The following is a 15,308-nucleotide window of genomic DNA, read 5'->3' on the forward strand; positions in this document are numbered from 1 at the left end:
CTTTCCTTTCTAAGAATGGTAGGCTTGAATTTTTTCAAGGAGGAGTTCTGCAATTTCTTCCTTAGTATTAACTGATTGAAGTTGATTTTTCTCAACAAAGATAGCACGATGCTTGTCTGTTGAAATTTGAGTCTGGTCATTTGCAATGATTAAGTCTGCTTGATTATTGATAAGACTGTTTCTAGCAGTGTCAATTAGATGATTTTCAGATACATCAACTAGTAGTTTAAAACCAATCAGATGAATAGCAGGATTCCATTCCTTGACTAGAGAGATGATCTTGGGTGTTTTTTTCAGGAATAAGACCTGAACCTCGTCGGTTGAAGAAATCTTAGCCTGATGATTCTGCTTGCTTAAAAATTCTTCTAGATTGGAGCTAGCCTGAACTTCCTCAAGTCCTGTCATATAAACAGAAGTGTAGTCGGACACCGCCATTGAGTGAATCAAGACCTGATAATCCTGAACACGTTCTTGCATTTCTAGTAGAAGGTCCTTGGTATTGTTAATTTCTCGAATACTTAGGTTAGGATGGGCTTCTGGCTTCACAGCTCGTTTTGTTGTTATCAAACAAACTTCATGCCCTGCAGCAAGCAAGGTTTCTGTGATGATTTTCCCTAAACAACCTGTAGAATGGTTAGTGATAGAGCGGACGCTATCGATAGCTTCACTGGTACCGCCCGATGTAACTAAAATTTTCATAGGACTATTGTACACAAAAATAAACGGTAAGTAAAATGAAAGTGATAAATTTTTGGTAAAAACGAAGATTAACTATAGTTTTAAACTATAAAGCCATATAAAATTTAAGAAAGGACTCTAAAAACCTAAAAAATAGGGATATTTACGAACGTTTAGAGAGTTTTAGGATGTTAAAAATCTTGTTTTGTGTTATAATGAATTATCATATAAGAGGTTAGAGGAGTTTTGAATGAAAACAGATATTGAAATCGCACAGAGTATTGAGCTGAAGCCAATCGTTGATGTTGTAGAGAAACTTGGTATTTCTTACGACGATTTGGAGTTGTACGGAAAGTACAAGGCTAAGCTCAGCTTTGATAAAATTCGTGCAGTTGAGAGCAATCCAGTTGGAAAATTGATTCTGGTTACTGCTATCAACCCAACACCTGCAGGTGAAGGAAAATCAACCATTACCATTGGTCTTGCGGATGCCTTGAACAAGATTGGCAAGAAAACCATGATTGCTATTCGCGAACCATCTCTTGGTCCAGTAATGGGGATTAAGGGTGGTGCTGCTGGCGGTGGGTATGCACAAGTTCTGCCAATGGAAGACATCAACCTCCACTTTACTGGAGATATGCATGCGATTACAACTGCCAACAATGCACTTTCTGCCTTGATTGACAACCACTTGCACCAAGGGAATGAGTTGGGAATTGACCAACGTCGTATCCTCTGGAAACGTGTAGTGGACTTGAATGATCGTGCCCTTCGCCATGTGACCGTTGGACTTGGTGGTCCTCTAAACGGTATTCCTCGTGAGGATGGCTTTGACATTACCGTTGCTTCCGAAATCATGGCAATTCTTTGCTTGGCAACAGACATCGAGGACTTGAAACGCCGTTTGGCTAATATCGTTATCGGTTATCGTTACGACCGTACCCCTGTTTCTGTAGGTGATTTGCAGGTTGAAGGTGCCTTGGCTTTGATTTTGAAGGATGCGATTAAGCCAAACTTGGTTCAGACAATTTACGGTACACCTGCCTTTGTACATGGTGGTCCATTTGCCAATATTGCTCATGGGTGTAATTCAGTCTTGGCAACAAGCACAGCCCTTCACTTGGCTGATTACACAGTTACTGAAGCTGGTTTTGGTGCGGACCTTGGTGCTGAGAAATTCCTTGATATTAAGACACCAAACTTACCAACATCTCCAGATGCAGTAGTTATTGTAGCAACTCTTCGTGCCCTTAAGATGAATGGTGGCGTGGCTAAGGATGCTCTGACAGAGGAAAATGTGGAGGCGGTTCGTGCAGGTTTTGCTAACTTGAAACGCCATGTAGAAAATATTCGTAAGTTCGGTATTCCAGCAGTCGTAGCTATTAACGAATTTGTATCTGATACAGAAGCTGAAATTGCAGCCTTGAAAGAACTTTGTGCCTCAATCGATGTACCAGTTGAATTGGCTAGTGTCTGGGCTGATGGTGCAGAAGGTGGAGTAGCACTTGCTGAAACGGTTGTCAAGACTATCGCTGAAAACCCATCTAACTATAAACGTTTGTATGATAATGACCTTTCTGTTCAAGAAAAGATTGAAAAGATTGTTACTGAAATCTACCGTGGTAGCAAAGTGAACTTTGAAAAGAAAGCTCAAACGCAAATCGCTCAAATTGTTCAAAATGGTTGGGACAAATTACCAATCTGTATGGCTAAGACTCAGTACAGTTTCTCTGACAATCCAAATGCACTTGGAGCACCTGAAAACTTTGAAATTACCATTCGCGAATTGGTGCCAAAATTAGGTGCAGGCTTCATCGTTGCCTTAACTGGTGATGTCATGACCATGCCAGGACTTCCAAAACGACCTGCTGCTCTCAACATGGATGTTGAAAGTGATGGAACCGTTCTAGGCTTGTTCTAGTATATTGAAATTGACTTTAAATGAGTTTGGAAATAATATCCAAACTCATTTTTTCTCAGACTGCAAGCAGTTCATCAATAAGATTTATATAGTGTATTGAATTTAGAATAGTACATCATAGTTTCTAAAGCATTATTAGGAATTACTTTAAAATTTCCTTATCAATTTGTTCACAGTCTATTTCAATCTACTATACTCTTCGAAAATCTCTTCAAACTACGTCAGATTCACCTTGCCGTATAGATGTTACTGACTACGTCAGTTCTATCTGCAACCTCAAAACGGTGTTTTGAGCTGACTACGTCAGTTCTATCCACAACCTCAAAACAGTGTTTTGAGCAACCTGCGGCTAGCTTCCTAGTTTGCTCTTTGATTTTCATTGAGTATTAGTCCTCTTTCTCTTGGGAAGAGGCTTTTTAATACTAGGAAAAGGACAGTTAGAGTCTTCTGTGTTATACTAGAGATATGTTAGATTTGAAAGAATACGGTATCGTTCTGTGGCCGGAGGAGAAGATTGTTTCTTTTCGTCAGAAACTCCTCACTTGGTATGATGAAAACAAAAGAGATTTACCGTGGCGTAGAAGTAAAAATCCTTATCACATCTGGGTATCTGAAATTATGCTCCAGCAGACTAGGGTGGATACGGTTATTCCTTACTACGAACGATTCTTGGACTGGTTTCCAACAGTAGAATGTTTGGCGAATGCGCCTGAAGAGCGTTTGTTGAAGGCTTGGGAAGGTTTGGGTTATTATTCTCGAGTACGCAATATGCAGGCTGCAGCCCAGCAGATTATGACTGACTTTGGTGGTCAATTTCCAAACACCTATGAAGGAATTTCCAGCTTGAAAGGGATTGGTCCTTACACTGCAGGAGCCATTTCCAGTATTGCTTTTAATTTGCCTGAGCCGGCTGTAGATGGTAATGTTATGCGTGTTTTGGCCCGTCTGTTCGAAGTCAACCATGATATTGGGATTCCAAGTAATCGCAAAATTTTTCAGGCAATGATGGAAATCTTGATTGATCCAGAACGTTCGGGTGACTTTAATCAAGCCTTGATGGACTTAGGATCTGATATTGAGGCTCCTGTAAATCCCAGACCAGAAGAAAGCCCAGTTAAGGACTTTAGTGCGGCATATCAGAATGGCACAATGGACCGTTATCCAATCAAGGCTCCCAAGAAAAAGCCAGTTCCCATTTATCTAAAAGCCTTAGTTGTAAAAAATGCTCAGGGACAATTTTTACTTGAAAAAAATGAAAGTGAAAAGTTGTTGGCAGGATTTTGGCATTTTCCCTTGATAGAAGTAGATGACTTTTCGCAAGAGGAGCAGTTTGACCTCTTCCATCAGGTCGCAGAAGAAAGTATAAACTTTGGCCCCAGTCCAGAAGAGAGTTTCCAGCAGGACTATGACCTAGAAGTTGATTGGCTTGATGTTTGTTTTGAGACTGTCAAGCATGTCTTTAGTCATCGAAAGTGGCGTGTTCAAATTGTAGCAGGTCAGGTAAGTGACTTCCATGACTTTTCAGATAGGGAAGTTCGCTGGCTTTCACCAGAAGAGTTCAAGGATGTTCCGCTTGCTAAACCCCAACAAAAAATCTGGCAGGCTTATGCAAAAGCTAACTTAGACAGTAGTAAAGACTAGCTATTGTGTCTTCTTGCTATTTTTTTGGTATAATAGTAGAGAAAAAGGTGAACAAATGAAAAAAATATTAATTGTAGATGATGAAAAACCAATCTCGGATATTATCAAGTTTAATATGACCAAGGAAGGTTACGAAGTTGTAACTGCTTTTAATGGTCGTGAAGCATTAGAGCAATATGAAGCAGAGCAGCCAGATATTATTATTCTGGATTTGATGCTTCCAGAAATTGATGGTTTAGAAGTTGCTAAGACCATTCGCAAGACCAGCAGTGTGCCTATTATCATGCTGTCGGCTAAAGACAGCGAATTTGATAAGGTCATCGGTTTGGAGCTTGGGGCAGATGACTATGTGACAAAACCCTTCTCCAATCGTGAGTTGCAGGCGCGTGTTAAAGCTTTGCTGCGTCGTTCTCAACCTATGCCAGTAGATGGGCAGGAAGCAGAAAGTAAACCTCAACCTATCCAAATTGGGGATTTAGAAATTGTTCCAGATGCCTACGTGGCTAAAAAATATGGCGAAGAACTAGACTTAACCCATCGTGAGTTTGAGCTTTTGTATCATTTGGCATCGCATACAGGTCAAGTCATTACGCGCGAACACTTGCTTGAGACTGTCTGGGGTTATGACTATTTTGGTGATGTCCGTACAGTTGATGTGACTGTCCGACGTCTGCGTGAGAAGATTGAAGATACGCCTAGCCGACCAGAGTATATCTTGACGCGCCGTGGTGTAGGGTATTACATGAGAAATAATGCTTGATTTACTGAAACAAACCATTTTTACCAGAGATTTTATCTTTATCCTGATTTTGTTAGGTTTCATCCTTGTTGTGACCCTTCTATTACTAGAGAATAGACGTGATAATATTCGATTGAAGCAAATCAATCAAAAGGTTAAAGATTTGATTGCAGGAGATTATTCCAAGGTTCTTGATATGCAAGGTGGGTCTGAAATCACCAACATTACCAATAATTTGAATGACTTGTCGGAGGTTATTCGTCTCACTCAGGAAAATCTAGAACAAGAGAGTAAGAGGCTAAATAGTATCCTGTTTTATATGACGGATGGGGTTCTTGCGACCAATCGTCGGGGTCAGATTATCATGATTAACGATACAGCCAAGAAGCAACTGGGGTTGGTTAAAGAAGATGTTCTGAATAGAAGCATTTTGGAAGTACTCAAGATAGAAGAAGACTATGAATTGCGTGATTTGATTACCCAAAGTCCAGAATTGTTGCTAGATTCCCAAGACATCAATGGCGAATATCTAAGCCTTCGAGTTCGCTTTGCCTTGATTCGTCGAGAGTCTGGTTTTATTTCGGGTCTGGTGGCTGTTTTGCATGATACGACGGAGCAGGAGAAGGAAGAACGCGAACGAAGACTCTTTGTTTCCAATGTTAGCCATGAGCTACGGACACCCTTAACCAGTGTTAAATCTTATCTTGAAGCCTTGGATGAGGGAGCTTTGTGTGAAACTGTAGCACCAGACTTCATCAAGGTGTCTCTGGACGAAACCAACCGTATGATGCGCATGGTAACGGACCTCCTTCATCTCTCTCGGATTGATAATGCTACCAGTCACCTAGATGTGGAACTGATTAACTTTACTGCTTTTATTACCTTTATCCTCAATCGTTTTGACAAGATGAAAGGACAGGAAAAGGAGAAAAAATATGAGTTGGTGAGAGATTATCCTATCAATTCTATCTGGATGGAAATTGATACAGATAAGATGACGCAGGTTGTCGACAATATTTTAAATAATGCCATTAAGTATTCGCCAGATGGGGGTAAAATCACTGTCAGAATGAAGACAACTGAAGACCAGATGATTTTATCCATTTCTGACCACGGTTTGGGGATTCCTAAGCAGGATTTGCCACGTATTTTTGACCGTTTCTATCGTGTGGATCGTGCTAGAAGTCGTGCACAAGGTGGTACAGGTCTAGGACTGTCTATTGCCAAAGAAATTATCAAACAACATAAGGGCTTTATTTGGGCCAAGAGTGAATACGGTAAGGGATCAACCTTTACCATTGTGCTCCCTTATGATAAGGATGCAGTGAAAGAAGAAGTATGGGAGGATGAAGTAGAAGACTAGAATGAGTGAAATAGGCTTTAAATACAGTATTTTAGCGTCGGGTTCCAGTGGAAATTCCTTTTATCTGGAAACCCCAAAAAAGAAGCTTTTAGTGGATGCAGGCTTGTCTGGTAAGAAAATTACCAGCCTACTTGCTGAAATAAATCGCAAGCCAGAAGACTTGGATGCCATCTTGATTACACATGAGCATTCAGACCATATCCATGGAGTGGGTGTTTTGGCTCGCAAGTATGGTATGGATCTTTATGCCAATGAAAAGACCTGGCAAGCTATGGAAAATAGTAAATATCTTGGCAAGGTGGATTCTTCGCAAAAGCATATCTTTGAGATGGGCAAAACCAAAACCTTTGGAGATATTGACATCGAGAGTTTCGGTGTAAGCCATGATGCAGTCGCACCGCAGTTCTATCGCTTTATGAAAGATGATAAAAGTTTTGTCCTTTTGACAGATACAGGTTATGTCAGTGACCGTATGGCAGGAATTGTCGAAAATGCGGACGGCTATCTTATCGAGTCCAACCATGATGTAGAGATTTTGCGAGCAGGATCTTATGCTTGGCGACTCAAACAACGAATCCTATCGGATCTCGGTCATCTTTCTAATGAGGACGGTGCTGAAGCTATGATTCGCACCTTAGGAAATCGCACTAAGAAAATCTACCTAGGACATTTGTCTAAAGAGAACAATATCAAGGAGCTGGCTCACATGACCATGGTCAACCAGCTAGCACAAGCTGATCTGGGAGTTGGAGTAGACTTTAAGGTTTATGATACCTCACCAGATACCGCAACACCATTGACAGATATATAGAAAGAACGCTGAGAAGGTGTTCTTTTTATATTGACTGAACACCTAAAAAGTAATACAATAGTGTTACCGTTAAAAAAGGGAGTACAAAAGATGGCTACTATTACATTAAAAGTTTCTGAAGCTGATAAAACATTTATGAAAGCAATGGCTAAGTTTGAAGGAGTTTCCCTGTCGGAACTGATCCGCACCAAAACTCTCGAAGCTCTAGAAGACGAATACGATGCTCGTGTGGCAGATTTAGCCTATCAAGAGTATTTAGAAGACTTGGAAAAAGGAGTTGAACCCATTACTTGGGAAGAAATGATGCATGATTTAGGCTTGGAGGATGAATAATTTGTATAAATTAGTTCCAACAAGACGTTTCATCAAGCAATTGAAAAAATTGGATCGTTATACGCAGAAGCTAATTACAAACTATTTACAAACCAATGTTTTGGAGGATCCAAGACGACACGGAAAGGCTTTGGTTGGTAATCGCGTTGGTCAATGGCGCTATAGAATTGGTAATTATCGAGTTATCGTACAAATTGTAGATGATGAATTAGTCATTGCTACTTTAGAAGTTGGTCATCGGAGAGATATTTATTGAATTACTTTTCCAAGTAAATTTTTATTCTTTAAAATATGATATAATAGGGCTTACAATATAAGAAAGGTTGCTTATGACAATAGATATTAGTGAAGAAAGTTTAGCTAAAGAATCGGCTGACTTATTAAAAATTCTTTTAAAAGATCGAACGACAAAGAAAAATATTGTTTGGGCGACACATTCTTATGAATTGTTGGGAAAGGGATTTGCTCCAAGTAATCGTATCACTCCGAGTAGGGTGACAGGAGCCTATGCAAACTTGATTCAACCCAGATCAGAAAAGTCTAAGTATGAGCAAAAAGACCGAACCAAGATTAGAGCCGAAGTTTTTACGCCAACTTGGTTAGTTGAAAAGCAAAATGGCTACGTGGAAGCTGAACTTGAAGCTCTGGATCTTGAAGATTATATCCAAGTGCGCTGGCTAGAAATTACCTGTGGTGAAGCACCTTATATGGTAACGCGTTATGATACAGTAACTGGTGAGGAAATTCCATTATCTGAGCGTGTTGGTTTTGTAGATAGAAAACTACAACGGATTAGTCGTGAGGTTTCAGATGAAGTCGCCTTTTATGAACTTATAAAAGAAGCTTATCGTGCTTCGTATGGTTATGAGTACCAAGGGGACTCTCTACTTTTGGCGCGTGAAAATCTTTTGGCAACTTTTGAGGACTATTATCTTGCAAAGATTGGAAATCAACCAACATTAGAGCAAAAGAAAGAAATTGCGACTATTATCTCTTACAATGTCTTTCAGATGGATGGATTGGAAAAAAATAGTCCTTATTCAGCTAGCCAAGGACAATCTCAACAACTAAGCTTGTTTACAGATGAGCTAGAAATTCAAGAAGTAGAAGAATCTAAAACTCAAATCAAAGACTGGAAAAAGAATAGAATGATAGGTTTTGAGTGCCTATCTAGCGAGGAAAGTGAAATGAAATTTGATGTCGTGATAGGAAATCCGCCATATCAGGAAACAGGGGAAGCTAGAGATGAACCAATTTATCACTTTTTTATTGATGAAGCTATTAAAATCGCAGATAAATCGATACTAATCACCCCAGCAAGATTTTTATTTAAAGCTGGTCAAACTCCTAAAAATTGGATGGAAAAGATGCTTGAAGATAAGCATTTAAAAGTTCAATTCTATGAACTTAAAAGCGGTAAAGTATTTACAGGAACAGATATTAAGGGTGGAGTAGCAATAACTTATCGTGATGCCGATAAAGATTTGGGACCAATCGGAGTATTTACTATTTTTGAATCTTTGAATAGTATTGTAAAAAAAATAGAAAAACATCCAGACTTTGAAACTTTTTCTGATTTAGTTTATCCTCAAGGTATTTATAGATTTTCAAATCAACTTTTTTCTGATTATCCAAATGCTGAAAAGCTGCAAGGAAAAGGGACAAAAAATAAAATTGTTTCGAAATCACTAACTCAGTTAGATTTTGTTTTCAAAAACAAAGAAGAAAAAGACCATGTTGCTCTACTTGGAAGAATTGGCTCCGAACGTGTTTATCGATATATCAATAAAAAATATTTAGATTTACCAGAAACATTCGAAAATTATAATGTTTTTGTACCAGAAGCTAATGGAAGTGGTGCCTTAGGTGAAGTCTTATCAACACCCCTAATCGGGGAACCCCTAATCGGGCATACAGATACTTTTTTATCTATTGGTAATTTTAAAACAAAATTTGAAGCCGATGCTTGTATTAAATTTATTAAAACTAAATTCGCTAGAGTATTATTAGGTGTTTTGAAAGTTACTCAGCATAATTCACGCAAAACTTGGTATTACGTCCCTCTCCAAGACTTTACGGTCAATTCGGACATTGATTGGACACAATCAGTGGCTGATATTGACCGTCAGCTCTATCAAAAATATGACCTTTCTCCTGAGGAAATTGCCTTTATTGAGACACATGTAAGGGAGATGGATTAGAGAAGTATTTTTATTTGACAAATAGCGCTCAGTGATCTATAATAGATATATAGGATTAGGTCAGGAAGCATACGATGCCCTGACCCTTTTTATTTTATAGGAGATAAGTTTGAAGGAACATAAAACATTTAATCAACAGTTAACAATCTTAAGAAATAGGGGTGTTGTAGTCCCAACGAATGGAAAGCCAAAGAGATTTTTAGAACAAGAAAACTATTACAATGTTATAAACGGTTATAAAGATTTATTTTTAGTAAAGGACAGCAATAATCGACCTGTTGAACCTGAAATTTATCAAAAAGGAACCCACTTTAACGAACTAAAGGCCTTGTTTTTATTTGATAGAGAGCTAAGGATATTATTATTGAAATATTTATTGATATTCGAAAATTCAATAAAGACCACAGTTGCATATGAATTCTCTAAAAAACACCCTCGTAAGAATGCTTATTTAGATATTGCAAATTTTGTAGACAATGATCCTAAAAAAGTTCTTCAACAAATCTCTATCTTAACCAAGACGATTCATGATAAGGTAGATAGAACTGGCGCTATTAAACATTACATTGAGGAACATGGGGAAGTACCACTTTGGGTTTTAGTTAATTTTCTTACAATGGGAAACATTGCTAATTTTTACAATATTTTAACGGATAGTACAAAGAATATCATTGCAAAATTTTATACAGATAAATATAGAATACAAAATAAAGACAATACATTTAGACTATCTAGTGCAGATTTAAGTGCATGTTTGAAAGTGGCTAATCTAGTTAGAAATATCTGTGCACATGATGAACGACTGTATAATGTTAATTTAAGAAATGTCAGAATATCTCAAATAGCAAATCATTTTGGGATAAGGAGATATGATAATAAACGTTTCATAGTGGTTATTCTATTTTTAAAAATTGTACTTGATAAGAAAGATTTTCAAAGATTATATAAAGCTTTAATGAATTTATTCAATCAGTATGCTGATGAATTTAAAACTGTAGTATTTGATGATATTTTAAACACGATGGGAATCGATTTAACAGAGTTAGAAAAATTATCTTAGTTTTTTAAAAAAGGAATACTTATGCCAGTAGAAATTAAAACCTCGAAAGAAATTCATCCTAAAATCTATGCTTACACCACCCCTACGGTAACTAGCAATGAGGGCTGGATTAAGATTGGTTATACGGAGCGTGATGTCACACAACGGATTAAAGAGCAAACGCATACTGCTCATATAGATACAGATGTTTTATGGACTGGAGATGCAGCTTATACGGAAGAACCTGATAAGGGAAAGACTTTTAAGGACCATGATTTCCACCATTTCCTTTCTTTCCATGATGTGGAACGTCGTCCTAAGACGGAATGGTTCTATTTTAATGGAACTCCTGAAAAATCTAAAAATCTCTTCGATAAGTTTGTTCAGCATGATTTGTCAGGTTATCAGCCTGGCCAAGGACAGGACTATACTCTGCGACAAGAGCAAGAAGAAGCAGTTTCTAAGACATTAGCTTATTTCAAGAATCATCTAGGAGGTAAGTTCCTTTGGAATGCCAAGCCACGCTTTGGTAAAACCTTGTCTACCTATGATCTAGTTCGTCGAATGGAAGCTGTTAATGTCCTGATTGTAACAAACCGCCCTGCCATTGCTAACTCATGGTATGATGATTTTGAAAAATTCATAGCAGGTCAAACGACTTACAAGTTTGTTTCAGAATCAGACAGTCTTAAAAATCGTCCAACCTTGTCACGTAAAGAATTTGTTGGTATTTTAGATGACGATGTAAGACAACTTGCTTTTATCAGTCTCCAAGATTTGAAAGGATCTGCTTATCTAGGTGGAGAGCATAATAAACTCAAATGGGTTACAGATATCCATTGGGATTTATTGGTTATAGATGAGGCTCACGAAGGAGTAGATACCTTTAAGACAGACCAGGCTTTTAACAAGATTCGACGGAATTTTACTCTGCATTTGTCAGGTACACCATTTAAAGCATTGGCTAAAGGAGATTTTACAGAGGAGCAGATTTACAACTGGTCTTATGCGGATGAACAGTCTGCCAAATCTACTTGGTCTCCTGAGCAAGAAGAGGAAAACCCTTATGAAAGCTTGCCTCAGTTGAATCTCTTTACCTATCAAATGTCTCAGATGATTGGTGAGGAGTTAGAAAAAGGTGCTCAACTTGATGGAGAGAATATAGACTATGCTTTTGACTTGAGTGAATTTTTCGCTACAGATGATAAAGGGAAATTTATCCATGAGCAAGATGTCAGAAATTGGCTAAATACTCTATCAAGCAATGAAAAGTATCCATTTTCAACCAAAGAACTTCGTAATGAACTCAAGCATACTTTTTGGCTGTTAGAACGTGTAGCCTCAGCTAAAGCTTTAAAAGCTCTACTAGAAGAACATCCCATCTATGAAAATTATGAGATTGTGTTAGCTGCTGGCGACGGGCGTATGTCTGAGGATGACGATAAAGTCAAACTCAAATCCTTGGACTTGGTTAGAAAAGCGATAGCAGAGAATGACAAAACCATTACCCTCTCCGTTGGTCAGTTGACGACAGGGGTCACCATACCTGAATGGACAGGTGTATTGATGTTATCAAATTTGAAATCACCAGCTCTTTATATGCAAGCTGCATTTCGTGCTCAGAACCCATATTCATGGACCGATAACAAAGGAAATCATTTCCGCAAAGAAAAATCCTATGTATTTGACTTTGCGCCGGAAAGAACCTTGATTCTCTTTGATGAGTTTGCCAACAACTTATCGCTTGCGACTGCAGGAGGCGGCGGGACTTCGACAACTCGTGAAGAAAACATCAGAGAGTTACTAAATTTCTTCCCTGTCATAGCTGAAGATCGTGCTGGTAAGATGGTTGAAATTGATGCCAAGGCGGTTCTAACTATCCCTCGCCAGATTAAAGCTAGAGAAGTTCTTAAACGAGGCTTTATGTCCAATCTATTATTTGATAATATCAGCGGTATTTTCCAAGCTAGTCAAACAGTTCTAGACATTTTAAATGAACTCCCAGTTGAAAAGGAAGGCAAGTTACAAACATCTTCTGAACTATTAGACTTTTCAGATGTTACAGTAGATGATGAGGGCAATGCAGTAGTTGACCATGAAATTGTAGTTAATCAGCAAATGCGACTTTTTGGTGAAAAAGTCTATGGACTTAGTCAATCCGTTTCAGATTTGTTCACTAAGGATGAGGACAGAACTCAAAAACAGCTGGTTAATGATTTGAGTAAGACAGTTTCTCCAGTGATTGTAGAAGAATTGGAAGCAGGCTATGACCTTAAAACGAGGGAAAAAGAACAAATCAAGAAAGAAATTTCCAAAACATTTGAGAATGAAATTCGAAAAAATGAGATAGAACGTAAAATTTCTGAGGCTCATATCAAGGAAGAGTTGAAAGAACAACTCAAGGAAGCAAATGATAAGGAGCAAAAAGATAAGATTCAAGAAGATTTGGATAAACGTTTAGAAGAAAATAATCTCATTCACAAAGAAAAACTAGAGCAAACACTCAAAAAAGAAGTGGAAAAAATGCCTGAGAAGTTTATCGAACAGGTTGAGATAAAACGGGTTGAACAGTTAAAACAATCAGCTCAAGATGAGATTCGTGACCATCTTCGTGGATTTGCAAGAACCATTCCAAGTTTTATTATGGCCTATGGTAATCAATCTCTAATACTTGATAATTTTGATACCTTTGTTCCTGAGCAAGTCTTCTTTGAGGTGACTGGTATTACGATTGACCAATTTCGTTATTTGAGAGATGGTGGACAAGATTTTGCAGGGCATCTCTTTGATAAAGCAACATTTGACGAAGCTATTCAAGAATTTCTCCGCAAGAAAAAGGAGTTGGCAGATTATTTTAAAGATCAAAAAGAAGATATTTTTGATTATATTCCACCGCAGAAGACCAACCAGATTTTCACGCCTAAACGTGTGGTAAAAAGGATGGTAGATGATTTAGAAAAGGAAAATCCAGGGATATTTGAAGATTCATCTAAAACTTTTATTGATTTATATATGAAGTCAGGTCTCTATATTGCAGAATTGGTTAAACGCCTCTATAATAGTGATGGTTTGAAACAATTATTTCCAGATTCTGAAAAACGTTTGAAGCATATTTTAGAGAATCAGGTTTATGGATTTGCTCCGTCTGAGATTATCTATAATATCTCGACTAATTTTATTTTTGGAAATCTTTCTAAAGATATTAGTAGGAAGAATTTTGTTTTAGAAGATACTATTCCAGCGGCTAAAGAAGGAAGAGTTCAGGAGTTGGTTGATTCCTATTTTGAAGATAATTAAAAAGAAGGCCGAGTCAAAATTCTTTGAAATCAGAAAAAACGCATAAGATAAGGTATTGACAATCCTTGGTATTATGCGTTTTATTGTGGGAAGATGTATAATGAATTGAAATAAGATATGAACAAATTGATTAGGGATTTAAAGCATTTTATAACAACGTTTTAGAGTAATGGGGTGCTATTTCAACTTCAACCTACTATAATACAGAAAAAAACAACTCCCTGATGATTCAAGGAGTTGTCTATAGTTAAATTAGTTTTTAGAAGCTTCTTGGAATTCTGGGTTTTTCCATGCTTCGTCAATGATAGCTTGCAATTCTTTAGCAGATGCTTGCATTTTTTGAGTTTCTGCGTCGTTCAATGGAATGTTTACTGGACGAACGATACCATGTGCACCAACAACAGCTGGTTGACCGATAAAGACATTCTCAACTCCGTATTGCCCTTCTTGGAATACTGAAAGTGGAAGTACTGCATTTTCATCGTCAAGGATTGCTTTAGTGATACGAGCAAGGGCTACTGCGATACCGTAGTATGTTGCACCTTTTTTGTTGATGATTGTGTAAGCTGCATCACGAACACCTTCGAACAATTCAATCAATTCAGCTTCTTGAACATTTTGAGTGTCTTTAAGGAATTCTTCAAGGTTTACACCAGCGATGTTTGCGTGTGACCAAACAGCGAACTCAGAGTCACCGTGTTCACCCATGATGTAAGCGTGAACTGAACGAGCATCTACATCCAATTTTTCAGCAAGTGCTTGACGGAAACGAGCTGAGTCAAGTGAAGTACCTGAACCGATAACGCGTTCTTTAGGGAAACCAGAGAATTTCCAAGTTGAGTAAGTCAAAACGTCAACTGGGTTAGCAGCAACAAGGAAGATACCTTTGAAACCTGATTCAACAACTTGAGTTACGATTGATTTGTTGATAGCAAGGTTTTTACCTACAAGGTCAAGACGTGTTTCACCTGGTTTTTGAGGAGCACCTGCAGTGATTACAACAAGGTCAGCGTCTGCACAGTCAGAGTATTGAGCTGCATAGATTTTTTTAGGTGAAGTGAAGGCAAGGGCGTGACTAAGGTCAAGCGCGTCACCAACAGCTTTTTCATGCAATTGTGGAATTTCGATAATTCCAAGCTCTTGTGCAATTCCTTGGTTAACAAGTGCAAAAGCGTAAGATGAACCTACAGCACCATCACCGACAAGAATAACTTTTTTGTGTTGTTTAGTTGAAGTCATTGTTCTAAACATCTCCTTAATTTTATTAGGGGATTTCCCCAGACAA

General features: G+C 38.1%; 13 protein-coding genes. 10 read left to right on the forward strand and 3 right to left on the reverse strand.

Translation table 11 applies throughout. The features are described 5' to 3' along the window. Positions 1-9: 9 nt before the first annotated feature. Entirely contained in the window at positions 10-699 is a 690-nt protein-coding gene (coaB, locus tag OC529_RS11510) for a phosphopantothenate--cysteine ligase (protein WP_262082220.1), read from the reverse strand. A 229-nt stretch (positions 700-928) separates the two neighbouring features. On the opposite strand from coaB, the gene OC529_RS11515 reads away from it, so the two are divergent. Further along, a complete protein-coding gene (locus tag OC529_RS11515; RefSeq protein ID WP_262082221.1) occupies positions 929-2,599 on the forward strand; it encodes a formate--tetrahydrofolate ligase in 1,671 nt (556 codons plus the stop codon). Between the two features lie 227 nt (positions 2,600-2,826). On the opposite strand, the gene OC529_RS11520 is transcribed toward OC529_RS11515, so the two are convergent. Continuing rightward, entirely contained in the window at positions 2,827-2,979 is a 153-nt protein-coding gene (locus tag OC529_RS11520) for a hypothetical protein (RefSeq protein WP_050242747.1), read from the reverse strand. Between the two features lie 85 nt (positions 2,980-3,064). On the opposite strand from OC529_RS11520, the gene mutY reads away from it, so the two are divergent. From mutY to OC529_RS11565, 9 genes are all read left to right on the forward strand, one after another. Next, positions 3,065-4,240, forward strand: coding sequence for an A/G-specific adenine glycosylase (gene mutY / locus OC529_RS11525; RefSeq protein ID WP_262082222.1), 1,176 nt, complete (start codon positions 3,065-3,067; stop codon positions 4,238-4,240). A 55-nt stretch (positions 4,241-4,295) separates the two neighbouring features. Then, entirely contained in the window at positions 4,296-5,000 is a 705-nt protein-coding gene (gene yycF, locus OC529_RS11530; protein WP_173306810.1) for a response regulator YycF, read from the forward strand. After that, complete coding sequence (gene vicK, locus OC529_RS11535) at positions 4,993-6,342, forward strand: cell wall metabolism sensor histidine kinase VicK (RefSeq protein ID WP_050259788.1); 1,350 nt, start codon at positions 4,993-4,995, stop codon at positions 6,340-6,342. Before yycF ends, vicK begins: the two co-directional genes overlap by 8 nt. A 1-nt stretch (position 6,343) precedes the next feature. Next, a complete protein-coding gene (locus OC529_RS11540; protein ID WP_054384038.1) occupies positions 6,344-7,153 on the forward strand; it encodes an MBL fold metallo-hydrolase in 810 nt (269 codons plus the stop codon). A 90-nt stretch (positions 7,154-7,243) separates the two neighbouring features. Then, the gene (relB, locus tag OC529_RS11545) at positions 7,244-7,486 is read left to right on the forward strand and encodes a type II toxin-antitoxin system RelB family antitoxin (RefSeq protein WP_050223090.1); all 243 of its coding nucleotides are present in this window, start codon (positions 7,244-7,246) and stop codon (positions 7,484-7,486) included. A gap of 1 nt (position 7,487) precedes the next feature. After that, positions 7,488-7,742 (forward strand): type II toxin-antitoxin system RelE family toxin, encoded by a 255-nt coding sequence (locus OC529_RS11550; protein ID WP_007284771.1) that lies wholly within the window; start codon positions 7,488-7,490, stop codon positions 7,740-7,742. A gap of 73 nt (positions 7,743-7,815) precedes the next feature. Continuing rightward, positions 7,816-9,687: an Eco57I restriction-modification methylase domain-containing protein gene (locus OC529_RS11555; protein WP_262082223.1), complete on the forward strand. Its 1,872-nt coding sequence runs from the start codon at positions 7,816-7,818 to the stop codon at positions 9,685-9,687. A gap of 109 nt (positions 9,688-9,796) precedes the next feature. Beyond that, the gene (locus tag OC529_RS11560; protein WP_000658132.1) at positions 9,797-10,747 is read left to right on the forward strand and encodes an Abi family protein; all 951 of its coding nucleotides are present in this window, start codon (positions 9,797-9,799) and stop codon (positions 10,745-10,747) included. 21 nt (positions 10,748-10,768) lie between these two features. Beyond that, a complete protein-coding gene (locus OC529_RS11565; RefSeq protein WP_262082224.1) occupies positions 10,769-14,023 on the forward strand; it encodes a DEAD/DEAH box helicase family protein in 3,255 nt (1,084 codons plus the stop codon). A gap of 252 nt (positions 14,024-14,275) precedes the next feature. Here OC529_RS11565 and OC529_RS11570 read toward each other — a convergent pair whose 3' ends face one another. After that, a complete protein-coding gene (locus tag OC529_RS11570; RefSeq protein ID WP_000204727.1) occupies positions 14,276-15,262 on the reverse strand; it encodes an L-lactate dehydrogenase in 987 nt (328 codons plus the stop codon). Between the last annotated feature and the right edge of the window lie 46 nt (positions 15,263-15,308).

The organism is Streptococcus sp. Marseille-Q5855 (assembly GCF_946901985.1).
GTDB lineage: Bacteria > Bacillota > Bacilli > Lactobacillales > Streptococcaceae > Streptococcus.